This is a genomic window from Sphingopyxis granuli, from assembly GCF_001559015.1.
Classification (GTDB): domain Bacteria; phylum Pseudomonadota; class Alphaproteobacteria; order Sphingomonadales; family Sphingomonadaceae; genus Sphingopyxis; species Sphingopyxis granuli.
Window position 1 is genome coordinate 3,513,713 of sequence record NZ_CP012199.1, and the last position, 26,200, is coordinate 3,539,912.

Annotated in this window: 24 protein-coding genes and 3 pseudogenes; 16 read left to right on the forward strand and 11 right to left on the reverse strand. The window is 62.6% G+C overall.

What is annotated here, in order from left to right:
• The first annotated feature begins 22 nt into the window (after window positions 1-22).
• The 5 genes from SGRAN_RS16110 to SGRAN_RS16130 all read left to right on the forward strand — a co-directional run bounded on the left by SGRAN_RS16110 (window position 23) and on the right by SGRAN_RS16130 (window position 4,335).
• Window positions 23-535 carry an SOS response-associated peptidase family protein gene (locus SGRAN_RS16110; protein WP_082737307.1) on the forward strand — a complete coding sequence of 171 codons (513 nt, stop codon included), beginning with the start codon at window positions 23-25 and terminating at the stop codon, window positions 533-535.
• Window positions 532-1,122: an alpha-ketoglutarate-dependent dioxygenase AlkB gene (locus tag SGRAN_RS16115; RefSeq protein WP_237233543.1), complete on the forward strand. Its 591-nt coding sequence runs from the start codon at window positions 532-534 to the stop codon at window positions 1,120-1,122. Before SGRAN_RS16110 ends, SGRAN_RS16115 begins: the two co-directional genes overlap by 4 nt.
• 63 nt (window positions 1,123-1,185) lie before the next feature.
• The gene (locus tag SGRAN_RS16120; protein ID WP_067185367.1) at window positions 1,186-2,094 is read left to right on the forward strand and encodes an exonuclease/endonuclease/phosphatase family protein; all 909 of its coding nucleotides are present in this window, start codon (window positions 1,186-1,188) and stop codon (window positions 2,092-2,094) included.
• Between the two features lie 487 nt (window positions 2,095-2,581).
• Window positions 2,582-3,394 (forward strand): hypothetical protein, encoded by an 813-nt coding sequence (locus tag SGRAN_RS16125; protein WP_148650905.1) that lies wholly within the window; start codon window positions 2,582-2,584, stop codon window positions 3,392-3,394.
• Window positions 3,395-3,651: 257 nt separating this feature from the next.
• Entirely contained in the window at window positions 3,652-4,335 is a 684-nt protein-coding gene (locus SGRAN_RS16130; RefSeq protein ID WP_237234032.1) for a DUF5677 domain-containing protein, read from the forward strand.
• Window positions 4,336-4,379: 44 nt separating this feature from the next.
• Here the strand turns inward: SGRAN_RS16130 and SGRAN_RS22655 are convergent, their stop codons facing one another.
• Complete coding sequence (locus tag SGRAN_RS22655) at window positions 4,380-4,550, reverse strand: hypothetical protein (RefSeq protein ID WP_172709667.1); 171 nt, start codon at window positions 4,548-4,550, stop codon at window positions 4,380-4,382.
• A gap of 1 nt (window position 4,551) precedes the next feature.
• Window positions 4,552-5,298: pseudogene (locus SGRAN_RS16135) on the reverse strand (HEPN domain-containing protein); the annotation flags it as partial.
• 60 nt (window positions 5,299-5,358) lie between these two features.
• Here SGRAN_RS16135 and SGRAN_RS22350 point away from each other — a divergent pair.
• A pseudogene (locus SGRAN_RS22350) lies at window positions 5,359-6,532 on the forward strand (IS3 family transposase).
• A gap of 60 nt (window positions 6,533-6,592) precedes the next feature.
• On the opposite strand, the pseudogene SGRAN_RS22355 reads toward SGRAN_RS22350, so the two are convergent.
• Both SGRAN_RS22355 and SGRAN_RS16155 read right to left on the reverse strand, forming a co-directional pair.
• Window positions 6,593-6,784, reverse strand: a pseudogene (locus SGRAN_RS22355) (nucleotidyltransferase); the annotation flags it as partial.
• 97 nt (window positions 6,785-6,881) lie between these two features.
• Window positions 6,882-7,205 carry a DUF736 domain-containing protein gene (locus SGRAN_RS16155; protein ID WP_067185382.1) on the reverse strand — a complete coding sequence of 108 codons (324 nt, stop codon included), beginning with the start codon at window positions 7,203-7,205 and terminating at the stop codon, window positions 6,882-6,884.
• Between the two features lie 336 nt (window positions 7,206-7,541).
• Between SGRAN_RS16155 and SGRAN_RS16160 the strand changes: the two genes are divergently transcribed.
• The 6 genes from SGRAN_RS16160 to SGRAN_RS16185 all read left to right on the forward strand — a co-directional run bounded on the left by SGRAN_RS16160 (window position 7,542) and on the right by SGRAN_RS16185 (window position 14,081).
• The gene (locus tag SGRAN_RS16160) at window positions 7,542-9,227 is read left to right on the forward strand and encodes a hypothetical protein (RefSeq protein ID WP_067185385.1); all 1,686 of its coding nucleotides are present in this window, start codon (window positions 7,542-7,544) and stop codon (window positions 9,225-9,227) included.
• Window positions 9,224-11,029, forward strand: a complete 1,806-nt coding sequence (locus tag SGRAN_RS16165) for a hypothetical protein (RefSeq protein WP_067185386.1) — start codon at window positions 9,224-9,226, stop codon at window positions 11,027-11,029. Before SGRAN_RS16160 ends, SGRAN_RS16165 begins: the two co-directional genes overlap by 4 nt.
• Before the next feature lie 148 nt (window positions 11,030-11,177).
• Window positions 11,178-11,534 carry an IS66-like element accessory protein TnpA gene (tnpA, locus tag SGRAN_RS16170; protein WP_052182212.1) on the forward strand — a complete coding sequence of 119 codons (357 nt, stop codon included), beginning with the start codon at window positions 11,178-11,180 and terminating at the stop codon, window positions 11,532-11,534.
• Window positions 11,531-11,878, forward strand: coding sequence for an IS66 family insertion sequence element accessory protein TnpB (gene tnpB / locus SGRAN_RS16175; RefSeq protein WP_067185389.1), 348 nt, complete (start codon window positions 11,531-11,533; stop codon window positions 11,876-11,878). Before tnpA ends, tnpB begins: the two co-directional genes overlap by 4 nt.
• Before the next feature lie 53 nt (window positions 11,879-11,931).
• On the forward strand, window positions 11,932-13,473 hold the full coding sequence (gene tnpC, locus SGRAN_RS16180) for an IS66 family transposase (protein WP_067185391.1): 1,542 nt from the start codon (window positions 11,932-11,934) through the stop codon (window positions 13,471-13,473).
• Entirely contained in the window at window positions 13,470-14,081 is a 612-nt protein-coding gene (locus SGRAN_RS16185) for a plasmid pRiA4b ORF-3 family protein (RefSeq protein ID WP_037555259.1), read from the forward strand. The genes tnpC and SGRAN_RS16185 overlap by 4 nt, the downstream gene beginning before the upstream one ends.
• Before the next feature lie 281 nt (window positions 14,082-14,362).
• Here SGRAN_RS16185 and SGRAN_RS16190 read toward each other — a convergent pair whose 3' ends face one another.
• On the reverse strand, window positions 14,363-15,079 hold the full coding sequence (locus tag SGRAN_RS16190; protein ID WP_067185395.1) for a phosphoribosyltransferase family protein: 717 nt from the start codon (window positions 15,077-15,079) through the stop codon (window positions 14,363-14,365).
• Window positions 15,080-15,429: 350 nt separating this feature from the next.
• On the opposite strand from SGRAN_RS16190, the gene SGRAN_RS16195 reads away from it, so the two are divergent.
• The 4 genes from SGRAN_RS16195 (at window position 15,430) to SGRAN_RS16210 (ending at window position 21,922) form a co-directional block, all read left to right on the forward strand.
• Entirely contained in the window at window positions 15,430-16,011 is a 582-nt protein-coding gene (locus SGRAN_RS16195) for an RNA polymerase sigma factor (protein WP_067185398.1), read from the forward strand.
• Window positions 16,008-16,913 (forward strand): FecR family protein, encoded by a 906-nt coding sequence (locus tag SGRAN_RS16200; RefSeq protein ID WP_067185400.1) that lies wholly within the window; start codon window positions 16,008-16,010, stop codon window positions 16,911-16,913. The genes SGRAN_RS16195 and SGRAN_RS16200 overlap by 4 nt, the downstream gene beginning before the upstream one ends.
• Window positions 16,914-16,994: 81 nt before the next feature.
• Window positions 16,995-19,940: a TonB-dependent receptor gene (locus SGRAN_RS16205; RefSeq protein ID WP_067185403.1), complete on the forward strand. Its 2,946-nt coding sequence runs from the start codon at window positions 16,995-16,997 to the stop codon at window positions 19,938-19,940.
• Window positions 19,934-21,922, forward strand: coding sequence for an Atxe2 family lasso peptide isopeptidase (locus tag SGRAN_RS16210; RefSeq protein WP_148650906.1), 1,989 nt, complete (start codon window positions 19,934-19,936; stop codon window positions 21,920-21,922). Before SGRAN_RS16205 ends, SGRAN_RS16210 begins: the two co-directional genes overlap by 7 nt.
• Here SGRAN_RS16210 and SGRAN_RS21915 read toward each other — a convergent pair.
• The 6 genes from SGRAN_RS21915 to SGRAN_RS16230 all read right to left on the reverse strand — a co-directional run bounded on the left by SGRAN_RS21915 (window position 21,829) and on the right by SGRAN_RS16230 (window position 26,190).
• Window positions 21,829-23,526, reverse strand: coding sequence for an asparagine synthase-related protein (locus tag SGRAN_RS21915; RefSeq protein WP_082737313.1), 1,698 nt, complete (start codon window positions 23,524-23,526; stop codon window positions 21,829-21,831). The two genes, SGRAN_RS16210 and SGRAN_RS21915, sit on opposite strands and share 94 nt — an antisense overlap.
• Entirely contained in the window at window positions 23,526-24,176 is a 651-nt protein-coding gene (locus SGRAN_RS16220; RefSeq protein ID WP_067185410.1) for a lasso peptide biosynthesis B2 protein, read from the reverse strand. Before SGRAN_RS16220 ends, SGRAN_RS21915 begins: the two co-directional genes overlap by 1 nt.
• Before the next feature lie 56 nt (window positions 24,177-24,232).
• Window positions 24,233-24,358: a hypothetical protein gene (locus SGRAN_RS23190; RefSeq protein WP_311879942.1), complete on the reverse strand. Its 126-nt coding sequence runs from the start codon at window positions 24,356-24,358 to the stop codon at window positions 24,233-24,235.
• A gap of 68 nt (window positions 24,359-24,426) precedes the next feature.
• Entirely contained in the window at window positions 24,427-24,549 is a 123-nt protein-coding gene (locus SGRAN_RS23195) for a hypothetical protein (RefSeq protein ID WP_311879943.1), read from the reverse strand.
• 97 nt (window positions 24,550-24,646) lie between these two features.
• Entirely contained in the window at window positions 24,647-25,270 is a 624-nt protein-coding gene (locus SGRAN_RS16225; RefSeq protein WP_082737314.1) for a GntR family transcriptional regulator, read from the reverse strand.
• The gene (locus SGRAN_RS16230) at window positions 25,267-26,190 is read right to left on the reverse strand and encodes a phytanoyl-CoA dioxygenase family protein (RefSeq protein WP_067185415.1); all 924 of its coding nucleotides are present in this window, start codon (window positions 26,188-26,190) and stop codon (window positions 25,267-25,269) included. Before SGRAN_RS16230 ends, SGRAN_RS16225 begins: the two co-directional genes overlap by 4 nt.
• Window positions 26,191-26,200: the final 10 nt, after the last annotated feature.

Consider the following 26,200-nt stretch of genomic DNA (forward strand, 5'->3'; position numbering starts at 1 on the left):
TCGTTCCCATTATGTTCCACATATGGGTATCGCGCCAACCCCTTTCGATCCCGACGCCCCGAGCGGAGGCGTGCAGGCGCTCGTGCGGCGCAATCCCGACAATATGACCGAGATCGAAATGGTCAAAGCGGTTTGGGGTTCCGATCCGCGGTTCAACGACGGGATCAACTATCGTTTCGTGCGTGCCGAGGGCCGCGCCTTTCCGGCGCGGCGCTGCCTAATCCCGGCCTCGGAGTTCCGGATGGGAACGGGCGATCACCGCTACCGGGTGACGCTCGACAGCGGCAATTTCTTCTATCTCGCGGCGGTCTGGGATCCGCCGCTTGCCGACTGGCCGCTGTCCTACCGTATCCTGACCATCCCGGCGGGCGCCGACGTCATCCCCTTTCAGTCGCGCCACGGCGTCATCATCCAGCGCCGCGACGTCCAGCACTGGCTCGACGGCACCCTGCCCAATGAGGAGCTGTTCGCCGAACCGCCTCGGCACACGCTCTTCGTCGAGCCGCTGCGCAAGCAAGCCGAACTCCCGCTGTGACCCAGCGTGCCGCGCGGGCACTGCGGCCCGCGCCCCAACCCGACCTCTTCGGTCCCGCTCTCCTTCCCGGCCTCGCCTATCGCGACGCGATCGCCACAGCCGCCGAAGAGACGGAGCTGATTGCGCATATCAAGGACGCGCGGCTTACCCCGTTTCAGTTCCAGCAATGGGAAGGCAAAAGACTGACACGGTCGTTCGGCTGGACCTATGATTTCCAGACCGGCCGCTTCGCGCCCGGTGAGCCGATGCCGGACTGGCTGGACACGGTTCGCGGTCGCGCCGCCGCCTTCGCCGGCATTGAACCGGACGCACTCGAGCAGGCGCTTCTTATCGAATATGGCATGGGTGCCGGGATCGGTTGGCACAAGGACCGGCCGGTCTTCGAGCATGTCATCGGGATTTCGCTCGGCGCGCATGCCACCATGCGGTTTCGGCGCCGAAGCGAACAGGGCTTCGCGCGCGCGCGTGCCGAGCTCGCGCCGCGATCGATCTATCATATGAGCGGCGAGGCACGCGACGACTGGGAGCATAGCATCGCCGCAATCGACACGCCGCGCTGGTCAATCACTTTCCGCAGCCTTCGCTGAGTGAGCATGCGGCACAGGACGCACAGGATTGAAGTCGGCGCGCGATGCGCGCACAGGCTTCTCATGTCGCACCGCTTCGCCCTCTTCGCCGCGCTAGCCTTCACTGCCGCCGCCTGCGCTCCGCAGCCGGCGCCGACCACGGCCGCCGCGCCGACCGTCGATCGCCCCTTGAAGCTCGCGAGCTGGAATCTCGAGTTTATGGCGGAAAAGGACGGAGTGGGCTGCCAACCCCGCACCGTCGCAGACTATGCAGCTATGCGGCGCATTGCCGAGACGCTCGATGCTGACGTCATCGCCTTTCAGGAAGCCGAAACGGTTGCGGCGGCGCAGCGCGTCTTCGATCCCTCGCGCTTCACCGTGGTGATGGAAGAGCGGCCCGGCGCGCCGAGCGGTACGTGCGGCGGCAAATATCCCGAGCAGCGCGTCATTCGCCAGGCGGTCGGCTTCGCGATCCGCAAGGGGCTTGCGTTCGATCGCAGCCCCGACGTGACCTCGCTCATGCTCGGCAATCCGCAGCTCCGCTCGGGCGTCGACATCCTGCTCCGCCCGGCGGGCAAGAAGCCGATCCGCCTGCTCGGCGTCCATCTCAAATCGGGCTGCTTCTCGGGTGAGGACGCGAAGGCCTGCCCCGTTCTCCTCGAACAGATCCCGATGCTCGAAGCGTGGATCGATGCCGCCGCCATAGGTCCGGATCGGTTCGCGGTGCTGGGCGACTGGAACCGCCGCCTTGGACTCCCCGGCGATGGGGTGTGGCGCGAGATCGACGACGGCGAGCCGGCGAACGCCGACCTGCGCCTTGCCGATGAAGGCAAAGCGCCCGGCTGCGATCCGCGCTACGACAGCTTCATCGACCATATCGCGCTCGACCGGCGCGCCGGCGCCGACATGCAAAGCTTCGCGGAGACGCCATATGCCACCGGCGAGAAGCATTATTCGGACCATTGCCCGATCGCGGTCACGCTCTCGAATTGAGAATGCCGGCCGAAAAAAGAAGCGACATGCCACAAAAGGCGGGAACCAATTCGCACCCCGCCGCGTTTCACTCACCTGTCCAGACGAAAGAATGGCAGAATTTGATCGCGTCTTCGGATGCAATCTAGGGAAGCCCCGCTGCAGCGATGTAGCGGGGCTTACCTTATCCCCTCCCCCACATCGATGTCGCCGGCCCGCAGGGCCCGAACAAACGCACTCTTGGCGAGCCCGCAGCGGGGCGGCGTGCGATGCGCGTCAGTGCCTAGCCGCCGCCCGGCAAGGAAAGCGAGCCTAGTGTGCCGCGCGGCCCCGCATCAGTGCGACCCCTGACCGAGCCTGCGAGGTCAGTGCGCGCTCATCAGATGCCGCGCTCCTTCTTGACCAACAATCCAACAGGTTGGGACAAAAATGGGTAGGCAGACTTCATTCCTCCACCTGGCAGCATAGTATAGGTGGAAAGCCAGTTTTGACCGACGGAGTGACGAGCATGATCTTGGATGAAGCGGAACTTTGCTTCGGTGAGCTTTCTTATGAAACCCGCTTGGTCGCATTCTTCGACATATTGGGCTGGAAGAATGAAATCATTGCAGCGGGTGACGACCCCCGGCACATCGCCCGGCTTGCCTCGGCGGTACGGATGTTCAATGCGAATGCCGGAACCGTCGGTGACGCGGGAGCCCGTCTCACGACTTTCTCCGACAATGTGGTGTTTAGTAAACCCTTTGCTGAGGGCGATGTTCAGTGGTTGCTGCAGGGCCTGGCGACAACGCAACTGGGCCTTGCCTTGCACGGCTTCTGGATGCGCGGCGCCGTCACGGTCGGAGCGCTCTATCACGATGAACATATCGTCTTTGGCCCGGCGCTTAATCGAGCCTATCACCTAGAAAGCAAGGTGGCTCGCTTCCCGCGCATACTGATCGACCAATCGGCCCTCGAGGTGCCGGCGGATACGGACTTCATCAGCATCGGCGATGCGTCTTTCCTTGATCCGTTCACACCGCACTTCTGGGACCGCGTTCAGAACGGAACCCCGATCCAGCAGAAAACTCTCGACCGTTTCAACGAGCTTGCCGGAACAACCATCCCCGTCGAGCCGGTACAGGTGCCTGGTGTAGTGGCACTCGCGAACATCGCACAGCGGCTTAACAATGAACTGATGACGACCGACGACCCCAAGGTGTGGGATAAGCTGGCCTGGCTGTTCGACCGCGTCGTAAAATCCCTCGGAGGCCAGGCCACGGCCGACATGCTACCGAAGTCGGCGGGGTTGGTCGCGGCGCTTGCGCAGCCGCCGGCTTAGAATTGAGGGACCCCAGCGACCGACCTCGTGTTCGCTTGGGCAACTTGACGGAACGGGAACGATCGATGGCAGGGCCAAATCGAAAGCAACGCCGCGCAAACGAGAAACGCGGCCGAAAGTCAGGCGACAATCTACGAATCTTGCCTGCCCGGTCGAGCGGCCAGATAGACGAACTTTCGGTGCTTGGAGGCTTCGCAAACCACGTATCCGCCAACCAGACGGGGCTTCCAACCACGATAGCAGGGTCGCTCTCGTCGATGGTATTCGCAAAATGCTGCGCGCATGCACGTTCGATCGCCGCCGTTTCGAAGCAGTCTTCGATGTTCGACCATCACGCAATCATGGCGCTGGCGCGCATGATCATGGAGGCGTCAACAATGATAGCCTACCTGCACGACCCGGTCGATCCGGATGAGTGGGAGTTTCGGTATATCCTCTTGCGGCTTCACGATACGGTAGCGCGGATCAAGCTGATGCGTGGATTCGAGCTGCCTGCGGATGATCTCAAGGCCGGGCGGGAGAAATTGCAAGCCGAGCTGGAAGCGCACCCAATGTTTCTGAAGCTCGCCGAGGATCGGCAAAAACGGCTGGCAAGCGGAGAGGACATGTTCTCCATCGGCATGCGCTCGGTTGCGACCAAGATCATGGGTTGGAACGATCGGCAATTTAATGGGGTCTATGCATATTTTTCCGCACATGCTCATTCCGCACCGATGAGCTTCATGCGGATGGAGCATCACAAGATCGACTATTATTTTCCGAGCGAGACGCAGACGGACATATTGGCACTGTCGATGGAGGTCGCGATCGCGTGTCTACGGCGATCGATGCTGCGAACAATCGACCGATATCCCGAGCGAATTTCGGACTACCACCCTGAACTGTTGGCAGAAGCTCGCGAAGCAGACGCAGGATGTCCGTTTTTTAGCGTCGCGGCATGAACTCTGCCCGCGGCGACCCTGCCCAATTCGGTAGAGTGGATGATCTAATCGCTTACACCAAGCGCAGATCGAATGACGATCAGCGCGCGTTCCAACTCTTCCGAGCGGTACCCGCCTTCTTCGGCACCGCGATCAAATAGGCCATTCTCGTCGTCGATTGCGATCAGGACATTGAGAGCAGCAAAAAGTTCCGATGCGCTAGGCTTTGCTGTCATCTCAGCCTGCCTTCCGCGCAGTGTCGCTGAGCTGCGCGATGCGCTCGCGGCAGATCGTCTCGACAATGCCAGCTAGGACCGTCACACGTTCGCCCAGCCAAGCCAACTCCTCGTCGGAAATCCGATAATGTTTCGAATAGCGAGCCTTGATGTATGCCTCCTTGAGCTTCTCGAACCTTGAACGATCGGCCTTCGTGTCGCGCGGCCAAGCTTCGCTCAGGCGAAGATCGATCCGCTCGGCCTGGGTCCGAAGAAAGGCCAGATTGTGAACGTGCGGCGTGTAGAATGCACAGGTCAGCAGGGCGCAGTGATAATAACTCTCGACGGATTGGTGCAGCAGGAAGGCTGCTTTCTTCGACCAGCCGCGCTTCTGGGCAAACTGCGCTGTCTCAAGAAATTCTGATCCGCTTGCGAACCATTCGTCAAAATACTCCTGGGCCATTTCGAGCGCTGCATGGGGCGTCTTCGGCTGGGGCTCGGGTAGCTCGTCGTCGACGGCCTGATAAATAGCGATCCCGTCACGGGCGACGTCCATGAAGAAATATCGCCCTTGCGATAGTCCGGCATTCACCTCGCCAACACTGTGAACGATGAAGTTCACCGGCGTACGTAGTGTCTTCGTCACCGAAAGCTCCCGGATCAGCCGGTCATCGAGCTTCGACCAATATTCAACCCGATCGGTCAGTCGGTCGTCGTTGACGATGATCAACAGATCATAATCCGACTGATAGCCCTTGGCTGTATGAGGTGGTGCCGGTTTTCTGGACAGGGTGTTAAGCTAGTCCCGACCTGAAGGAATGGTACGGGAATGAAGACGACGAGGAAGCGGTACAGCGCGGATTTCAAGGCGAAGGTTGCGCTTGAAGCGATCCGGGGCGATCTGACGCTGGCGGAGCTGGCAGCCAAGCATGGCGTTCACCACACGATGATTGCGTCGTGGAAGCGGCAGGCGATTGCGGGGATGGCAGGCACATTTTCCGGCGCAGGTGAAGCGGCCAGGGCGGCCAGCGAGGCCGAAGTGGACAAGCTGCATGCGAAGATCGGGCAGTTGCTGGTCGAGCGGGATTTTTTAGCGAAAGCCTCCGGTCGATGAGCGTGGCACGGAGGCGATCGATGATCGAGGCTGCTCACCGTCGCCTGTCGATCGCGGCGCAATGCCGACTGCTGTCGATCAGCCGGTCGAGCTACTATTACGCGCCAGTGCCGGAGACCGAGGAGACGTTGGCGCTGATGCGGGTGATCGACGCGGCGTTCCTCGACATGCCGTGGTACGGCAGTCGGCAGATGGTCCGGCATCTGCGCCGTAATGGTCATGACGTTGGGCGACGACGGGTGCGGCGGCTGATGGCGAAGATGGGGCTATCGCCCATTTATCAGCGGCCGCGCACGAGCGATCCGCACCCGCAGCACCGGGTTTATCCGTATCTGCTGCGCAAGCTGACGATCGAGCGGCCCAACCATGTGTGGTGCGCTGACGTGACCTATATCCCGATGCGCCGGGGCTTCCTTTACCTGGTCGCGATCATGGACTGGGCCACCCGAAAGGTACTGGCGTGGCGACTGTCGAACACCATGGACGCGGGCTTCTGCGTCACGGCGATTGGAGGAAGCGCTGACGCGGCTTCGGCAGCCCCGAGATCTTCAATACCGATCAGGGTAGCCAGTTCACCAGCTTTGCCTTCACCAGCGTGCTGCGCGACGCAGAGGTCCGCATCAGCATGGATGGCCGGGGGCGGTGGATGGACAATGTCTTCATCGAGCGCCTCTGGCGTTCCCTGAAATACGAATGCGTGTATCTGCACGCCTTCGAGACCGGCTCCGAGTTGCGGGCTGGTCTTGGCCGGTGGATCACCTATTACAACACCCAGCGTCCACACTCGGGCCTTGCCGGGAGGACCCCGGCAGAGGCCTATCGGCGGATCGGGCAATCAGATCATGGGGGGCATGCCCCCCATGATCTGATGATCAAACAGGCGGCATGAACGACAACCGGGATTAGCTTAACTTAGCCGCCAAACTGTCCAAATAGGCGGGACCACCTCAGTATGCGGCTCGTCGACCCACCCGCCGCGAGCATAACTGCCGTAGAGAATGATCTTTGCAATGCGGCCCTTGCGCTTCCAGTCCTGTGTTGCGAGCGCCAAGGCATCTTCGAACTCCTCGAAGATGATTTGCACGACGCGTTCGAGTTCGCGCTGCTTTTGAGGCGGGAGATGATCAAGACTATTTCGCATGGAGCGTCACCCTAACAAGATGGCGAGTCCCTTGCACCCCGATATTGATCCGAGGTGCGAGGTGACCGCCATGGATGGAATCCCTTAGGAGCCGCACCTAATCCACGGGATTCCATATGAGGGCATAAGTACTCTCGTCATCCTGGCCTGCCGCCCGGCCGAGCGTCGCGTACAAGCGTCGCGGGCCGAACTCGGGCGCTTCAAGAGTGATAGAGACATAGGGTTTGCCCGAGCCGACTCCAATGCGGATCCAACCGGCACCGATTTCAACGCCATCCGACCAAACGCGAAAGTCGGGCTGAATTTCATTGGCCTTGGAGCGGTTGCTTCGAATTTCAACGGGTGCCCGAATAGATAGGGTGGCCAGCTGGCCGACGAAGCCCTTTTCGATGCTGCCTTTGACGATACCGATCGCTGCCATCGCATTTCTCCTGCCACGGTCGGAATATCCCGCCGTGCGGCTGCGGTTGGGCCGCGGCATGAGCATCGGATGCACCCAGCGGGCCGCAGCGTAGCGGAGGACAGGAGCCAAGCTCCTGTTGCATCCGATGCGCCGCGGTCCAGAAAGCAATCGCGGCGGGATCGACTAACGCGAAGCGAGCGCGCGGTGCTGCCAAGGATAATGCAGGGTTGAAAATGCCTCGCATCGCCATGCGCACGCAACAAGGATCGAATAGTGATTGCGATAACTTGATGTTGGTGATTTGGTCCGGCTGTGCCGAGAACAAAGACATCTTTTTTCTATCACCGTGACCTGATGATCGAGGCTGCGGCGAACGGGAATCTGCCCGAATACGTGTCGGACGCGTTTCCAAACAGCGACAGTTATTGGGCCGATATCGTCGCGGACGCCGCCGCGGCTCACCGTGCCGGTATCATCGACGTGGTGGCTGCCTTTGCACATGCCAGCGAAGAACGGCTTGCCTTTGGCTGCCAGCAGTTCCTCCAAGACGTGTTGCCTATGCTGGTGTTCGACCAGTCACAGGTTCTGGAACTGGTCGTCGGGTTGAGCGAGCAATCGAGGGGGCAAGGAATCCCCTACTATCTTTCCGCATGGTTCAGCAGTTGGTGCGAGGCAAAAGCATCGCGGCCGTGGGCGCTTCTCGAAGCGATCAACACTGGCTCAGCGCCGGACTATATTAGACATTCCGTCTGTCACTCAGGCCTGAAGGTAAGTCGCCGACGCTTCCTTCCGGCTCTGATCAGGATGGCTAAGAACGGGTCCGACGACGAACGATGGAGCGCAACAAATCTGCTCGGTCGCTTCGATGGATTTCACGCTCACGAGCTAGATCGGGCTATTCAGGCGTTGCGCGCGGCCATTCGACGCGAAAAAGGCGCCGCCGTGGTGGCGCCGCTGCGCTCACTACTCCACGTCGCCGCCAACATCGCTGGAAAGGAAAGTGAAGGGGTCGCCGCGATAGCCGACCGCTCCAATAGCAACGACGAGCATGTTCGCAATGCGATCGCATCGGAAATGATGTTCTCGATCTCGAAGGCGCCCGAGCCGCTTGCAAATGCGGCTTTCCAAGCACTGATGGCAATAGGTCCGGGCGAGGACGACACGATCGATGTCGTCGACCAGATTCTGTCCAAGACTATGGCCGGACAGCTTGCTCCAGCTGCGCATGCGCTACTCGACCATTTGCTCATGAGCCGGTCGGCACGCATGAAAAAACTCGATGCGACGGCGACGGCGATCCTGAACAGTGCCCCTGTTTCCCGCTCGGCACTTATAGGCACCTGGCTGCGGTCACCGAGCTTTCGACACTTCGATGCCATTCTCGAAATTTCCAGCGGAGTCGGAGAAAACACGCCGACATTTGAAATCGATATGAGCGCATGGTCGCCCGAGGAGGCTCTACGTGCCATCCGCCGTTCCTCGGCGATACTCCTGGCCTTTCCAGGCACACTCGCATCGATATTAGTGAGTGCGCTGCGTACCGCTCCCATAAGCGTCCGTAATCAGGCCGAACATCTTATCTTCGACCCGCTCCTGATGACCTTCTGGGTCGTGTCCCGGGCCTATCTGGAAAGGGCTGTCAACTCCGGGCCGCGGCATGCTCGCGATGCGATCCATCGGGTTCTCGCCGCTCATGATGCCTATCAGGCGGCAATCGAGGCCGCATATGAGATAAAGGAACTGGCGCCATCCGAACACCATCGAACCCTCGTCGAGCAAAAGCATCGCGAGGAGCGCCGGGCCATTTCGAAGAACGCGATGAAGGGATCAATTTTCGGTGAGATATTTCCCACGTCTGTGATGCTTTACGGCGATGCTGCGGTCTATGACGTTTACCAATCGGAGGACGAAAGCGTTCGTCAGGAGACGCAAATGGTCTCGCAGGGGTTCTCGACCGAAGTGCTGCGCTTCGACATGGTCGAGCCCTTCTGGGCCCGCTACCGGCGCGACATGCTGCTGCGTGACGAGACCGACGAATGAGGTCGATCGTTCGGGAGTTTTTTCGCGGCCTTAGAGAGCGGGACGAGCTCGACGCAATCGTGCCGGAGCTGCTCACTGCGACTGGATATGAGGTCATCTCAAGGCCGCAAGTAGGTCCGCGACAATTCGGCGTCGACGTAGCCGCTGTCGGGCCGGACACGGACGGAAAGCGCAAACTATTTCTTTTCGTTATCAAGCAGGGCGACCTCACGCGAAGCGACTGGGACGTTGGCCCGCAAGCGGTGAGACCGTCACTCGGTGAATTGCGCGATGCTTATCTCGACACGCTTGCGCCGGAGCATCAAAAGCTTCCGGTTGTCGTCTGCATCACGGTCGGCGGTGTCGTACTTCAGAATGTAAAGCCGGTCGTCGACGGATTCATGCGACGAGAACGGACGCCGCAAATCGAGTATCGGGTCTGGACCGGAGATACGCTCACCGGAATGATTGTCGATGGCGCGCTTCGAGAAGAAGTCTTCCCTCCCGAGCGAAGGAAATATCTCCGCCGTGCTGCGGCACTTGTCGAGGAGCCGGAATCTTCTTTCCAGCAGTTCGCGCGGCTAGTGCACGACGTCGAGGCCGACACGGGGCTCACGCCCGTGGAGCGCGTCAGGAGCATCTATCTCGCTCTCTGGATCCTCCTTGTCTGGGGACGCGAGGCCGGCAATCTCGAGGCTCCATATCGAGCGAGCGAATATGTGATGTTGCGAGGTTGGGCGCAGCTTTGGCCGCTGGTTAACGAGGATAGAAGCCGCAAGCAGTTAGCAAGTCACAGTCTCTTCGAGGTAGCGGATCTGTACCTGCGGATCTGGGACGAACTCTACGGTGCGAAGATTCTAAAGCATGCCAGCTCTCGGCACGCCCTTAGTTATTCGGTGGGATCGCGGGACTCGCTCGATATCAACCTTGCGCTGTTCGAAACGCTGGGACGCCTTGCAATAGGCGGTCTGTTTCGAGCGTGGCTAGAGACCAGCGCGGGCAAACCGCTGGGATTCGTGACCGAGCCGAGCGCCAAGCTCGTGGAAGTCGCGAAGGGCGTCGCTGAAATGATCGAGGCCAATCGCGCCCTGTACACACCCGTCCATGAGGATCAGTCCATCGACATCATCCTCGCGTTGATGTTGCTTGCGATCGTTCCAGAGACGCAGGAAGTGGCAGCGCATTACGTCGCGCAGGTCGCTCGCTCAGCTATGATATCTTTCCGTTGGGGTGAGTTCTATCCCGTCATCGAGCATGATTATGCATCGCTGATCCGCCCCGCCGACCGGGATGACGAAGATGTTCGGAAGGAACTCACTGCGGCCAGCATTTTGTATCCTCATCTCGCACTGTTCGCTTTGGCATTCGGAGAAAGCGACCTAGTGACCGAACTCGGGGAGTTTCAAACCGAATACCTTCCCCACTGCAATTTCCAGATTTGGGTTCCCAACGCTCGGAGTGAAGAAAAGCTTTGGGCGGGCCGGGCGAACGGAGGCGCGCTGGGTAACCTGAAGATCGGCAACGATGGGAAAGAGCTGTTGAGCGCTGTCGAGAAAGAGGTCGGCGCGACAAGCCACTATGACGAGCTGTCGGCCATCAAGCTTGATCAGCTTCCCTTATTTCTTATGGCGTGCCGATTTTACAGATATCCGCCTCCACCTCACGCCTGGCTACCGATCATCAAAGAGAGGATCACACCTGCACAAGGGTGGAAATGGACTCGACGGCGCGCTGGAAGCGTGCGGAAGGTGCGGCTGGTTAACCTGCTATCGACTGCCCGGGATGCGCTGTTGGTTCGCCAGAATGCGGAAATGCAGCCTTAGCAGCCTTCCTGTAACCGTGGTGTGAAGGCCGCCTTGCGGGACGGCGTTCCGGGGTGCTGATAGCCGCTCTTTGCGAGGAGCGGTGATGAGCGAGGATATCGGAGCGGCGGGAGCGAGTGCTCTTGTGACTGGTCATATGAGTGATCGTATGAGCAGTCGGATCGCGGTCGTTGGCGGCCGTCGCCGTTGGTCGGTGGATCAGAAGCTGTCGATCCTGCGCGAGGCATTTGGCCCCGACGGCTCGGTCTCGGCGACATGCCAGCGGCACGCGGTCGGCAGCGGGCTGCTCTATACGTGGCGCCGACAGGCCCTGGCTGGCGATCTGACGGGAGCGAAGCGCACGCCGGCACCCTCGTTCGCCGAGGTGGAGGTGTCCGTTCCGGCCCCGGCGACGGCAGGCAGCGGCCAGATCGGGATCGAGCTGCCGTCAGGCGTGCGGCTCACCGTCGACGCGGCGGTCGATGCCGATGCGCTGGCACGGGTGATGTCCGTCCTTGCCCGATGATCCCGTTACCGCCGACGACACGGATATATCTGGCCTGCGGCGCCACCGATATGCGCAAGGGGTTCGACCGCCTCGCGGTGCTAGTGCAGCAGGTGCTGGAGAAGAGTCCGCACTCGGGCGCGCTGTTCGCGTTCCGCGGCAAGCGCGGCGATCTGGTCAAGCTGCTCTGGTATGATGGCCAGGGCCTGTGCCTCTTCTCGAAGCGCATGGACCGTGGCCGGTTCGTCTGGCCGATCACCAAGGCGGGCAAGGTCAGCCTCACCGCGGCGCAGCTTTCGATGCTGCTCGAAGGCATTGACTGGCGGCGTCCCGAACGCACCGCGGCGCCCTTGCTCGCAGGGTAAAAAGTGGCGGATTAGTGAGGGTTTTACTGGCATCGCGGAGCCACTTTTGCTAGATGTTCCGCGTGTCGGAACCAGCCTCTTCCAGCATCGACAAGGACGCCCGGATCGCCGAGCTCGAAGCCGCTTTGGCGGCGCGCGATACGCTGATCGACACCCTCCGCCACCAGCTCGCGCAGCTTCGCCGCATGACCTTCGGCCAGTCCTCGGAGAAGCTCGCGCTCCAGATCGAGCAGCTCGAGCTGGCCCTCGAAGAACTCGAAGGCGAGGCTGAGGTCGCCGACAGCCGAACGAGTGAGCGGGCACCCGCCGAACGGGTATCGCCGGTGCGCGCATTGCCCGATCATCTGCCGCGCGCGGAACGGCGGATCGAGCCCGAGGCCGGCAGCTGCACCTGTCCCGATTGCGGCGGCGCGCTGCGCCCGCTTGGCGACGACAGTGATGAGCAGCTCGATATTGCCCCGATCCAGTGGCGCGTCATCCGCACCGTGCGGCCCAAGTATAGCTGCCGCGCCTGTGAGAAGATCGTCCAGGCACCGGCGCCAGCGAAGGCGATAGCACGCGGTAAGGCGAGCTTTGCCACGCTCGCCCATGTCGTCGTGAACAAGTTCGATCATCATCTCCCGCTTTACCGCCAGGCAGAGATGATGGCAGCGCAGGGTATCGACATCGATCGCTCCACCCTCGCCGGATGGGCAGGCCAGGTCGCGCATCTGCTCGACCCCATCGTCAGCCGCATCCGCGAAGAAGGGCTGAAGGCCGCCAAGCTGCACACTGACGACACGCCGGTGCCGATGCTCGTGCCCGGCAAGGGCCGCACCGCGCAGGCACGGCTCTGGGCCTATGTCGTCGATGATCGCGCATCGGGCGCCGCAACCCCGGCACTCGCCTGGTATCGGTTCACCCCTGATCGCAGCGGCATCCATCCGCAGAGCGAGCTCAGATCGTTCACCGGCCTTCTCCAGGCCGACGGCTATGCCGGATATGAGAAGCTCTATGAAGGCAACCGCATCCGCGAGGTCGCCTGCTGGGCACACTTTCGCCGCAAGATCTTCGAGTGCCACCAGACGAGCCCGACGCCGCTTACCACCGACCTGCTGACACGTATCGCCGGGCTCTACCGGATCGAAGAGGATGTGCGCGGCCAGCCGCCCGATATCCGGCGCCGACAACGACAGGAGCAAGCCAGGCCGCAGATCGATGCGCTTCGCGGCGCGATCGACGACGCCCTGCGTCGTCTGTCGCCCAAGTCGGCGATGACGAAGGCGCTTGCCTATGGCCGCAAGCGCTGGGACGCGCTGACCCGCTACATCGATGACGGCATCGCGGAGATCGACAACAATATCGCCGAGCGCGCGATCCGCGCCATCGCGATCGGCCGCAAGAACTGGCTGTTCGCCGGATCGAAGGCTGGCGGCGAACGCGCCGCTGCCACCTACTCGGTCATCGAGACAGCCAAGCTCAACGGCGTCGAGCCGCAGGCCTATATCGCCGATGTCATCGAGAAGATCGCATCGGGCTGGCCCGCCTCCCGCTGGGACGAGCTCATGCCGTGGAACTGGACAGCGCAAAGCGCACCCGTCAGCATGGCGGCATGACCGACCAGATCGCACGGATTCGCATCACGCTCGAAGACATGAAGCCCGCCATCTGGCGCCGTGTCGAACTTCCCGTCACCAACAGCCTCAAGACCCTGCACCTCGCGATCCAGGCCTGCATGCTCTTCGAGAACTACCATCTGTTCCGTTTCGACGTCGGCGATGCCGCCTATGGCATCCGCTTCGATGATGATGACGCTTTCATGGTCCGCACCCGCGATGCCGCCAATATGCGCATCGGCAAGCTCGTCGAGCGCGGCATCACCAGCTTCACCTACACCTATGATTTCGGGGACAACTGGCGACATCGTATCGAGATCGAAGAGATCACACCCGCCATCCCCGGCATCGATTACCCGCGCTTCGTCGATGGCGAACGACGAGCCCCGCCCGAAGATGTCGGCGGAACCCCGGGGTTTGAAGAGTTCCTCAATGCCATGGCCAAGCCGCGCCATCCCGAGCGCGCATCCATGGTGCAATGGTATGGCGGCGTCTTCGATCCCACCGATATCGGCGCCGACGAGATCAACGCACGCATGGCGAAGCTCGCCAAGCGACGAGCACAGGGAAGAGCCGCCTACGCCGACGCTAAATCCCGCGACAGCTAATCGATGGCGGTTTCCTGACCACGCTTACGCCTTCCTCGGGATATCGAATTGAAGTAGTTTCCGCCTCGCAGGCAAATAAAAAGGGCACCGGTTGCCCGGCGCCCTTTAGATTTCATCGGTCGGTACCCGATCTCCAGCTTATGACCCTTACGGTCCGGCCGCTGGCGGCGCTGCCCGATCCTGCACCTCGTTTGACGGAAGTGCCTCATATTTAGAGACCGCAAGGTGTAGATGCGGTCTGTGAGCTCAATTTAGGCACCAAAGCCTAAAGAGTCAATGAATCACCGCAATCGGCTGAGCAGGGTCAGTGCACGGACCCCCGCAGCTCCTGCGGCAAGGAGTGCGTTTCGCGCGGCGAGAAGACTTGCTCCTGAGCCGACGATATCATCGACGAGAAGGATATGGCGGCCCGCGCACTGGTCCGCAAGGGTGCCCGCAGCAATGGGCGTAAAATACTGTCGGATGCGGATTGGCACAGTCTTCATCTCGATTATCTGATCAGGTGCGAGTTGCTGCAACCGGGCAAGCTGCGTCGTAAACCATTGCCTGTCGCGGGCCTTCACCGCATCAAGTGCCGGAGCCGCGGCCAGCACATCGGCGATCGTCGCCTTATGAAGGCATGGGATGATCGGAAGAACGCCTCGGTTGCGTGCAGCCCGTAACCCAAGCCTGTGCGTGACGGTTGCGCTCGAAGGGAGAGGCACGACGAGGTCGAACTCCGTGCCCGCGAGGGCTTGCGGCAGCAACTGCTGACCGAGGGCAATGAATTTCCGGAGATCAGCAGGTGGGATCGTGAAGCCCATGCGCCCCTTCAGGGCATAGATGAGCGGATTGCCGTCGTCCTCGTTGTGGCCCGCTTTGCGGCGGCGGAACATGCTCACCACCTCCATACCGTGAAGCTTCATTTCCGATAACGCGCGCGCCGGGTCGGTCACCACGCGCTGCTCATGCGCGAGGTTCAAGGTCACGACTTTCGCAGCGTCGACATCGATCCCCATGTTTCGTCCATCTCCTGCACCGCGCCCTCTCCGCGAGGCGCGCCCGTCTGCATCGCCGTGCGCGAAATTACCAGCCGCCATGCCAATTCCCCCACCAGGATGGAGCAATCGGACCCCGACCATCTTGCCCTATCAGACCTTCCGGCTATGATCAGGAAGCATCGGGCAGAAGAGGCGCGCGGTGCCGAGACGTAAGAATCTCGTTCGGAAGCCTTATGACATCCCATCCGTTGCCGGGTGGCCGACGCGTATGTCCAGGCCTTCGGGCTAAAGGCGGCGGCGCATATTTCCGAATATGTTCTTACCTCCCGGCTTCGATGCCTTTCGGTCCGACCGGTAGGCGATGGGAAATGGATTTCGACGACGACCCCTTGGACAGGCGCGGCATCGCCTCCGGCGATCCCGTGCCTCCGGGTGACTGGGCGGGTTACGGTCATGCCGAGCGCGCCAGGGCGCTTTACGCGTCGCACCATGCGCGCGTCGCCGGGATCATGCGTCGCAGCGTCCCCCCGCAAGAGGTCGGCGACCTCGTACAGGAGACCTTCCGCCGACTGTTCTCCGCCAAGGGCGTGAGCGCGGGATTCCTCGAAGCGCCGGGCGCCTATCTCGCCGCCGCCGCACGATCGATCCTTAAGAATCGCGCCCGTTCGGGCGTCCGGAGCCACGCCCATGCCCACCATAGTTTCGAAGATCATGAAGTTGCCGGACCGGACCCGCATACGACGCTCGAGCATCGTGACATGCTGCGCAGGATAGAACAGGCCATAGCCGAGCTAAATCCAACCACACGGGATGTATTCCTGATGCACAGGTTCGACGATCTCAGCTATCCGGAGATCGCACGAATCAAAGGCATGAGTCCAAAGCGCGTGGAAAAACATATCGCAAAAGCCCTGATCGCAATTCGCAAGGCGCGAGACAACCAGCCGTGAGGCGCGAACAGCGCAAGGCGGCCGAATGGGCCGCGCGGATGCGGGGCACCCCTAGCGACGCCGATCGCGAAGCCTTCAAGCTTTGGCACGCGAAACCCGGCCATGCCGAAGCCTTTGCCGCCGCCGAGGATGATTTTGCGCTCGCAGGATCGCTGTCGCGCCAGCGCATCGAGGCGAAGGCGCGCACTGAGCGCAGCGCCCCAGGCCGGCTTCGCTGGGCCGTCGCGACAATCGCGGCCGTCGGCCTTGCGCTCGGCATCGCGTGGCACCTGAACCGCCGGGCCGATGTCCCGCAGATCGCTGCAGGACCGATGCTTCCCGGCCAGCTTCGGCTGGCCGACGGCTCCACCGTCACGTTGATGGACGGTGCCTGGGCCGAACCGCAATTCTCGGACACGGAGCGCAGGCTTCGCCTGCACGGGGGCCGGGCACGTTTCGACGTTGCCCATGACGCCGCGCGGCCATTCATCGTGGTTGCAGGAAAATCGGAGACGACAGCGCTCGGCACGGTATTCGAGGTAGATGCCCGCGATGCCGTCCCGCAAATCATGCTGATCAAAGGCTCGGTCGAAGTCCGCCTCGCTGGTACGCCCAGGGCGCTGCGGCTTTCTCCCGGCGAGCGCGCCGAGGTCACCGACAGCGGCCCGCGCCTCCTCCCCGAGATGGCCAGCCCGGTTGCCACGGCGATGCTCGCCGCCGACAATCTGCCACTCGGCGCGGTTCTGGATGCAGCGAACAAGGGGAATGGCACACCGGTCCGCCTGGCCGATCCGGCGCTCGCCTCGCTCACGTTGACGGGCCGGTTCGACATTTCCGACACCGCAAGCCTGGCCCGCAAGCTGGCAGCCGCTCTCGACCTCAAGGTCGAGGAAACCGGTGAGGCGATCATCCTGAAAAAATAATTCCCATCGCGAAGGGGGGATATCCTCTTCCCGGTGTTTTGCACCCCCAGACGGCCATCGGTGGCCGCATGGGGAGGTAAGATGAAGTATAAGATTCTGGCCGCGATGCTCGCATCGAGCACCGCCACGATCGCGATTCAGGCGCCCACGGCTCAGGCGCAGACGCAGACGGAACGTCGTAGCTACGATATTGCAGCACAGGACCTCGGCGCCGCGCTCCGAAGCTACTCGCAAATTTCGGGCCGCGAAGTTGTCGCCTCGTCCACCATCGTCGCCGGCAAGCGCAGCACTCGCGTTCAAGGCCGCCTCAATGCAGACGCTGCGCTTTCCCGCCTCCTATCCGGAACCGGCCTCGTCGCCGAACTCGTCGATGGCGCGCTTGTGGTGCGCGAGGGAAACGAGGGTGCCGCGGAAGCTGGATCGACTGACGCGTCCGGCGAAGCGATCATCGTTACTGGCTCGCGCATCCGCGGCGTAGGCCCTACCGGGTCGCCAATCGTAACGATCGATCGCGAAGCAATCGAGAAGAGCGGCTACGGCACTGTCCAGCAGATGCTTCAGTCGCTGCCGCAAGCCTTCGGAGGTGGCTCGAACGAGACCACGACCGGCGCAACGACGCGAAACGGCACCGGAAACGACGCTACGCTAGGGTCAAGCATCAACCTCCGCGGCCTCGGCACGAATTCTACGCTTGTCTTGATCGACGGCGCGCGACCGGCGCTCGGCGGCGTCGGCGGCCTCTTCGCGGACATCTCACTGATCCCGATGACCGCGGTCGAACGGATCGAAGTCCTGACCGACGGCGCCTCGGCGATCTATGGAGCCGATGCGGTTGCCGGGGTCGTCAACCTCCGCCTCCGCAATCGTTTCGAGGGGGGCGAGACGATCCTCCGCGCAGGCACCGCAGACGGTGACATGACCGAGGTGCAATTCAGCCAACTGCTCGGCAAAAAGTGGAGCGGGGGCCATCTCGTCCTCGCTTACCAATATTCGGATCGCGGCGCGCTCGCGGCGGCGGAGCGCGATTTTGCGCGCGAGGACCTTCGTCCCTTCGGCGGCCCCGATTATCGCTCGATCTACGCGAGCCCCGGGACGATCCGTGCCGCAAACGGCCAGCTCTTCGGCATCCCAGCGGGCCAAAATGGCCGCAGCCTCACCGCCGCGCAGCTCCTTCCCGGGGTCCAGAACCGCCGCGACAACCGTGCCGAGACCGACATTCTGCCCCGCCAGCGTGTCCATAGCCTCTACGCGGCAGGCGAATTCGAAATCACCGGCGGTCTGACATTCCGCGCGTCGATCCTCGGCGCACAGCGGAAGTATCGCAAGGAAACCAACGTTACCGCGCTTCGCACTGCGCGGGTTCCGGTGACGAACCCCTTCTACGTCGATCCGATCGGCACCCGCCAGCCCGTGCAGGTGACTTATAATTTTGTGAATGACGTCGGGCCGCAGATCAACGAGGGCCGCGTCCGCGCGCTCTCGGCCTCGGCGGGTCTCGAACAGACGATTGGCGAATGGCGCATTCACGTCGGCGGCGCTTATGGGGTCCAGAAGGGCAAGGCCCGGACACTGAACCAGGTCAACAGCGCGCGCCTCGCAGTGGCGCTTGCGGACACCAACCCCGCAACCTCCTTCAACGTCTTCGGCGACGGGAGCGCGAACAATCCCGCGACGATCGACTATATTCGCGGCGGTATCGAAACGATCGACGACTTCAAGACCTGGTCGGCCGCGCTGCGTGCCGATGGCCCGCTGTTCCGCCTTCCTGCCGGCGACGTGCGCCTCGCGGCAGGCGCCGAGTATCGGCGGGAGGCCTATGACTATTACCGGATCCTCGACACCAGCACGCTGACGCCTTCGGCCGGCTTCTATCCCGGCTTTCCGGGGCCGCGCCACGTTAAGTCGATCTATGCCGAATTGCTCGTGCCGATCTTCGGTCCCGACAATGCGATGCCGGGCTTCCACAAACTCGACCTGACTCTCGCGGGCCGAATCGAAGACTATAATCAGTTCGGTCGTACCGAAAACCCGAAGATCAGCGCCCGGTGGGAGCCAATCGAAGGCATCGCCGTGCGCGCGTCCTACGGAACCTCGTTCCGCGCCCCACAATTCGATGAGTTGATCGGCCCCGCGCTGTCGCTCTACACGACGGCGACTGTCCCCGATCCGCGTTCGCCGACCGGCACCTCCAATGTCCTCGCCCTGTTCGGATATGCCCCCAACATCCAGCCCGAGAAGGCGACGACCTGGACCGCCGGCTTCGACATCGCGCCGCGATCCATGCCGGGCTTGCGGGCGTCGCTCACCTATTTCGATGTCGATTATCGCGACCGCATCGGAACGCTCACCGAAGATTATCTGCGGTTCCTGACCAATCTCGACGTGTTCGGCGGTGTAGTGACGGACAATCCGTCGCTGGATCTGGTGCAATTCTACTACAATCAGCCGACCTTCACGAACCCGATCAACATCGCGCCGGGTCAGGTCGTTGCGATCCTCGACGGGCAGACGCGAAACCTCGCGCGCGAGCATCAGGAGGGTATCGACTTCGAGATCGGCTATGCCCCCGAACTCGCGGGCGGAACGCTCGACCTCGGGGTCAGCGGCACCCACATCTTCTCGATCAGGAAGCAGCTTTCGCCCGGCTCTGTGAGCAGCGATTTCGTCGGCCTCTATGCGAGCCCGGTCAAATGGCGGATGCGCGGGCGGCTTGGCTGGTCGAAGGGCGGCTTCGCGGCCAGCGCGTTCGTGAATTACACCGATGGTTACAAGAACCAGGTCGTCATTCCCAACGAGCGGGTCTCGGCGTGGACTACGGTGGACCTCACCCTGTCGCAGCGCATCGGCGGCAACGCAGCCGACGCAAGCGGGCGCGGTTTGCAGCTCGGCCTCGCGATTCAGAACCTCTTCGATCGCGATCCGCCTTATGTGAACAACAAGAGCCAAACCTCGGCGCTCGGTTACGATCCCGAGAAGGCAAGCCCGCTGGGCCGCATGATATCGGTCCAGGCGGTCGTCCGGTGGTAAGCCGAGCCACCTTGATGTTCGTCCTGCTGGCCGCGGCATCGCCCGCGGCCAGTCAGGTTACATCGCGCGAGATCGCCGAGACCGCCGACATCAGCGGCGTCACGGCCTCGCCCGACGGGAAATGGATTGCCTATCGCATCGAGCGGCCGTCGACGCTGACCAACCGGATCGATGTCGATTGGTATCTCGTAGCGGCCGACGGAAGAACCTCGCCACGCAGGCTGGGCCGCACGGGCACCGCCCTGTGGAACGACGCCGGCGTCGTCGAACCCGGCGAGGCCAAATGGACCCCCGACAGCAAGCAGATCGTCGTTCGGGCCCTCGTCGATGGCCGGATCGCGCTTTGGTCCTCTCCCGTCGATGGATCCGGGTTCCGGCAGCTTGCCGCCGGAGACGGCGACATCGAGGCCTATGCGTTCGACAGCAGCGGCTTGCTCGTCATGCGTATGGGCCCTTCGCGCGACCTGATTGCGCGGACCGAGGAAGCCGAGAGAGAGGCCGGTATTCTCGTCGATGGACAGAGTGATCTGGCGCAACCGCTCTTCCGCGGCGCGCTGATCAACGGGCGCGCGGCCAGCCAGCGATTTTCGAACGACTGGTTCGACCGCGCTCCGCTGCTCGCGTCAGCGCCAAGGGCGTTTACAGCCCGGTCGCCACAGGGAATGGAGCGGCCCGCGACAGCGAGCGAAGAGGCACTCTTGGCGCCGCCGCCAAATCCCGTGGCGCTTCTGACGAGCGATCTCCCCGCGATCTTGCGCGCAGCGCTCGAGGATCGCGGCGTCTGCAAGACGAAAGTCGGATGCGCCGCCGAGCTTCCTCGCCTGTCCTGGGTGCTGCCAATGGATAACGGCAACAGTGTCGTCGCGTTGCACGACGCCGATTATCGGCAAACCCTCCTGCGCTGGACGGCCAAGCCGGGGCGCCTCACAAAGCTGATTGCGAGCGACGGTCTGCTCGCCGGAAGCCAAAAATATTTCATTCCCTGCACGGCTGCAGGCACTGCGCTTTTCTGCGTCGAGGCCGCGTCTGCGCTGCCGCCCCGCCTTGTCCGCATCGGTGCCGACGGCAGCAGGCAGGTCATCGATTCCCCCAATCCCAATCCTGACCACGACGGGCTCCTTGCCGAAACGATCGTGTGGCAGGTGAGCGGCAGCCGTGCGTCGGGCGTATTGATCCGCCCGAAGATCCCCGGGCGGCTGCCGCTCTTCGTCACATACTACACCTGCGCCGGCTATCTGCGCGGCGGCGTCGGCAATGAATGGCCGCTTCGCGCACTCGCCGCGCACGGTATCGCCGCGCTCTGCATCAATGCGGTTCCGGGCGACACCGAAAAAGATGCGCGTTACCGGAGAGGCCTCGAGGCGATCGAAGCGGCGACAAAGCTGCTGTCAGACCGCGGAATCGTCGATGCGAGCCGCGTCGGCATGGGCGGTCTGAGCTTCGGCAGCGAGGTGACGATGTGGGCAACGACCCACAGCGACGCGCTCAAAGCCGTCTCGATCGCCTCGGTCCAGATGGAGCCGGCTTACTACTGGTTCAACGCCCGCCCCGGTCGCGAAACCTTCGCGGACAATATCCGGAAGGTCTGGGGGGCCGGGTCCCCCGACGATACCCCCGATGCGTGGAAGGAGCTTTCTCCCGCACTCAACATCGACCGCATTCGCGCGCCGATCTTGATGCAATTTCCCGAACAGGAAGCACGGCTTTCGATCGAGCTGATCAGCCGGCTTGCGACATCGCGAAAAGGCGAAGCGCATATCTTTCCCTATGCGCCGCACATCAAGGTTGAGCCTCGTCAGAAGCTCGCAGCCTATGAGCGCAATCTCGACTGGTTCCGCTACTGGCTGAAGGGCGAGATCGACCCCGCTCCCGACAAGGCTGGTCAGTATCAGCGCTGGGCCAAGCTGCTACCGGCCGCCACACCGGGCTCCACGACACGCAACCAGCGCTCGACGTCGCCGATCTCGATCAACCGGAAATAGTCGAAGTCCCCTTCGGTGAGGTCACGCTCGAGATAGGCCTCAATGGCCTGTGCATCGAGCAGCCCACGCTGAGCCAATATACCGCCGAGCAGAAGCTCGCGAAGCTGCGCCCGCTGCCTCATGTAGGCCGCGGCGCAGAGCGCCTCCATCCGGCCCTTTCCCTTGCGCCATACAACTTGGGGAGGCAGGCGATCGGCAAATGCCGCGCGCGCAACCGCCCGATTGCGCCCGCCACTGAACCAGCTCCCGCTGGGGATCGACAGGCAGAGTTCGACGACGGGCTGCGAGAGCAAGGGCGAAACGACATCGCGCCCCTCCCAGCGTCGCGGACGATCGAGGAAATCGAGAATGCGGCGAATGGACTCTGCTTGGTTGCGCTTCGCTTGGGACACCGTTCCCTCGCCTTCGTCCCACGGATGCGCGAACGGCGTTTCGGGCAGTGCTGCCGGGTTCAAATAGGCGGTATCGCGGCGCCAACCCATCCGTGGACCAGCACGATGGGCTCGCCAGCTTAGGCGCGCCGCCTCCCAGATCGTGGCATCGCTCGCCCGTGCAACATCGCGGAGAGCCGCAAAGGTCCTGCGCGACCAACCCCAAGAGCTCCAGACATCGAGAATGGGCGCGACCGTTGTGCTCAGATGGAAGACGCTGTCGCCTCCGATTCCGCCAAAGATCGGCCGCGATCGGTCGGAGACATGTTCCACAAAGGCGCGATCGAGGCCGCCAAGAACACTGTAGGCGGCCGGCCGGACCGTCAAGGCGTCCGGGAGCGACACGAGATCGATCGCGGCATCGTCATGGACTACCTCTGTGAGGCCGATCCCGCATCGCGATGCGACTGCGCGCGCGAAATGGCGCTCGTCGCCCTCGGCTTCGGGAGTCGCAAAGGTGATGGCCGAGAAGTCGCTATCCGCGGCCCGGAGCGCGGCCGCGACGATCGAAGAGTCGAGGCCTCCGGACAGTTCGAGAATGATATCGTGACGCGACGCACTCCAGGCGGCCGTGCAGTCGATGATCCGTTTGGCCAGCTCCGGGGCAATATCAACGAGCCTCGGAGAGGTCGGGCGGGCCACATAATGCCAAGGTGACCAAGTCGAGGCGACACAGATACTCCGCCCGTCGAACTTTATGCCTGTCCCAGCAACGAGCTCATGCACGCCAACCAAGCCTGTCCTTTCGGTCCGGAGATTGATGTAGGCGAGCGTGCTGCCGACGAACTCCCAGTCGATTGCGACGGGAGCGTGCGGAGCCAATAGGAGGGCGGGATCGGATGCGCATGCGAGACCCGCAGGATGCCGGCACCAATACACCGGCATCCCCGTTAGGGCGGCTCTTTCGACGCCGAGCGCGCCGCTCTCGGCCGTGAAAGCTACATAGCTTCCCCAGCAATTCTTTGGCGCCCGACCCGTCGCCGGATAGCGAGTAAAACAGTCGCCAAGAATGACGGCTCCGCCCGAGGCTCGCTGCAAGGGCATTGCTTCGGACGCGAAGATCACCCTGCCCGGTTGAAGATCGACTGAAACGAGACCGCGACGCTCCGCCGCATCGACAAGGTCCCTGGCGCCTTCGACATCACCGAGAAAGGCCGCGAACGCGCCCTTCATCAAACGACCAATATCGGTGTGAAGTTGCGAGCCTCGGCCGCGGTTCCAGTCAGGATCGCGGATGGCGTCTGCAACCAGCAATGCGCCCTGAACGGAGCCATGCGGACGCCGAACACCAGCGTCGGGACAAGGCCTTTGGCCACCAGGATGTGGTCAAGCGCCAGCGCATCGATAAGGCAACGCTGGGGCTCGGGATTGATCCACCTATTGGCGGCATAGCGTGCCGCAAGTGCTTCGATTGCAGGACCCGCAGGCTCCCGGGCGATTGCAGCTGCGTGTCGCCGTCGGTCCGCCAACGTTCGTCCGATCCGCTCTGACCTCATCGCGGAGCGGGCCCAGCGAACCGCCAGCATCGACGAAATGACCATGCCGAGGCTGAACCCCTCCTCCGGAACCGCCGCGAGATCACGCGATGGAACGTCGATGACCGTCGACGCGATCGAAGTCGGCTTATCGGTTCGTTGCAGCAAGCCGGTCGCGACAAGCCGCGCCATCGTATCGCTATCGTTGGCCTGGCCCGCGCGCAGCCGGGCGAATGCCGCTCGGTCCCGACCACGCAGCGCAAAATATTTGTCGCGGGAGAGATCGAGAAAAATGAGCTCTTCCGCCGTTTCGCAGAAGCCCGTACCCGGGGCTAACGTCCATCCCATGGTGCGTTCCAAGCAGTTCGGGAGACCGGCCAACGGGCCGGCTCCCGAAGAGGCGATCAGTCCTGGGTCAGTCCGGCCCAGTCTTCGCGGCCGCCCATTTCCAGGGGAAGGCCATGCTCGCCGGCGGTGTCGCCCGAGGCGGTGCCGAGTTCGACGAGATCATTGGTTTCGATGTCCATCATCTTGACCTTTTCGAAGCAGATTGAAGAGGGTGCCGGAGGCCGGAAGGCCGGCCCCCGACCGGCTGGGTTCAGTCCTGGGTCAGGCCCTGAACCAGTTCCTTGCCGCCCGGCTCGATGCCGAAGCGTTCTTCGCCGGCGGTGTCGGCGCTGACGGAGCCGAGGTCGACGAGGTCGTTGGTGTCGCGATCCATGATCGTTTCCTTCCAATATGCCGCGGAATTGCGGCACATTCGAAGCTAGGGCGGCCCGGCCGTATAGGAATTTTATACGACGCATATTGTCCGAATATTATCGGAGCGGGTCCGAGCGCTTGCGGATTTCGGCCGCAACCCGGCCGGCAAAGCTTGCTCGCCGGCGATGGAAGCGCGTGATTTTGCTGCGTAATGCGCTCCACCGACCGAACCGATAATCCTCCGCCATCGCCGCCAGCGCGTCGCCGGCCGTTGCGTCGACGCGAGCCTCCAACGCGCGAATTGTCATGCTTCTCTCGATACAATTGACGATCGAAGCGCGAAGTTCGCCATTCTGGCTCCCAATGGCGATCGTCCGGAATAACGCTTCGATAGCCTCGGGGTAGTTGTCGTGATTCGCTAGTTCGACGAGGCCGCTCGGCAGATCGGGCCGAGGGCTCCGTCCCTTCAAGGCCATCGAAAGCAGCGCGCCCGCCCATCCATAGAGATCGACAAGATCGGCCTCGCTCAGCAGAGGCTGGCGAAACCCCTCCTGATGCCAGCTCTCGATGATACGTTCCCCGGACAGGCGGTAGAGGGCGTCGCGTACCGGGGTGGCGCTCGAGGCGAGCTGTTTCGAGAGCTGCGCGGCCTCGAGCCGCGTGCCGGGAGGATAGGCGCCCGACAGGATGCGCGCCTTCAGATCCAGATAGACCCGCTCCATCGTGGCGCCCGGGCTCATGCCGCGAGCGCCCCATCCCCGCGCTCGCCCTCGCCTACCGGCCGCTGCGCAGCCACATAGTCGGCGAGGAGCGCCGATTGGTCAGGTCGCAGCGCGTCGATCGCAGCCAGAGGCTCCTCGGGATAGCCGCCGAACAGCACGGAAGGGCATTGGCCCTCGAAATTGCCAAGATTGGGCCGATGCTGGGCGTAGCCCGCAAGCGCAGCCAGTTCGGGCGCGAAGTCGCGGGCTATCTCGGGCGGATAAGCGAGCCACTGATTTTCATAGGGCTTGAGCCAGCCGAGGCAGTAGCTGATGATGATCCCGCGGCGAACGCCATCGCTCCGGTTCTCACCCGCCCCATGAAGCGTCGAGCCGAGAAAGACGATCGCATCGCCGGGCTCGGCCTCGGCAATGATCGGCGCCTCTTTCGGCTCCTCGACGAGCGCTTCGGCACCATGGCTGCGCGGCCATAGGATTGTCGCGCCATTCTCCTCGGTGAAACGTGTCAGCGGCCACATGACGTTCACCAGATACTCGACCTCGCCGAGCGACCCCTGCCACATATCTTGATCGCGGTGCGGGAACTGGGCGAGCGCGCCGGGGTGGAGCTCGATTGCCTGGGCGAGATTGAGCTGGATCCGGTCGCACCAGTTGCCGAGCGCAAGTTCCGCCAGATCGAGGATTGCCGAATTCATGACGAGATCGGCCATGTGCGGCGAGCGAATGAGAAGCCGTCCGAAGCGCTTGGTCCGCTCGCCGTAGAAGCCGCCTTCGCAAAAAGGGGTCGCGGCAGAACGCGGCGCGAGATCCTCGATCACACGTGCGACGAGAGAGGTGGGCGCTGCGCCCCTGAGTATCGTGAAGCCTTGATCCATGAGCTCGTGGCCTGCGGTGGAGCGGGGAGCGGCCGCGTCAAGTGCGGCGGGATTGATCACCATCGCCCCCTCC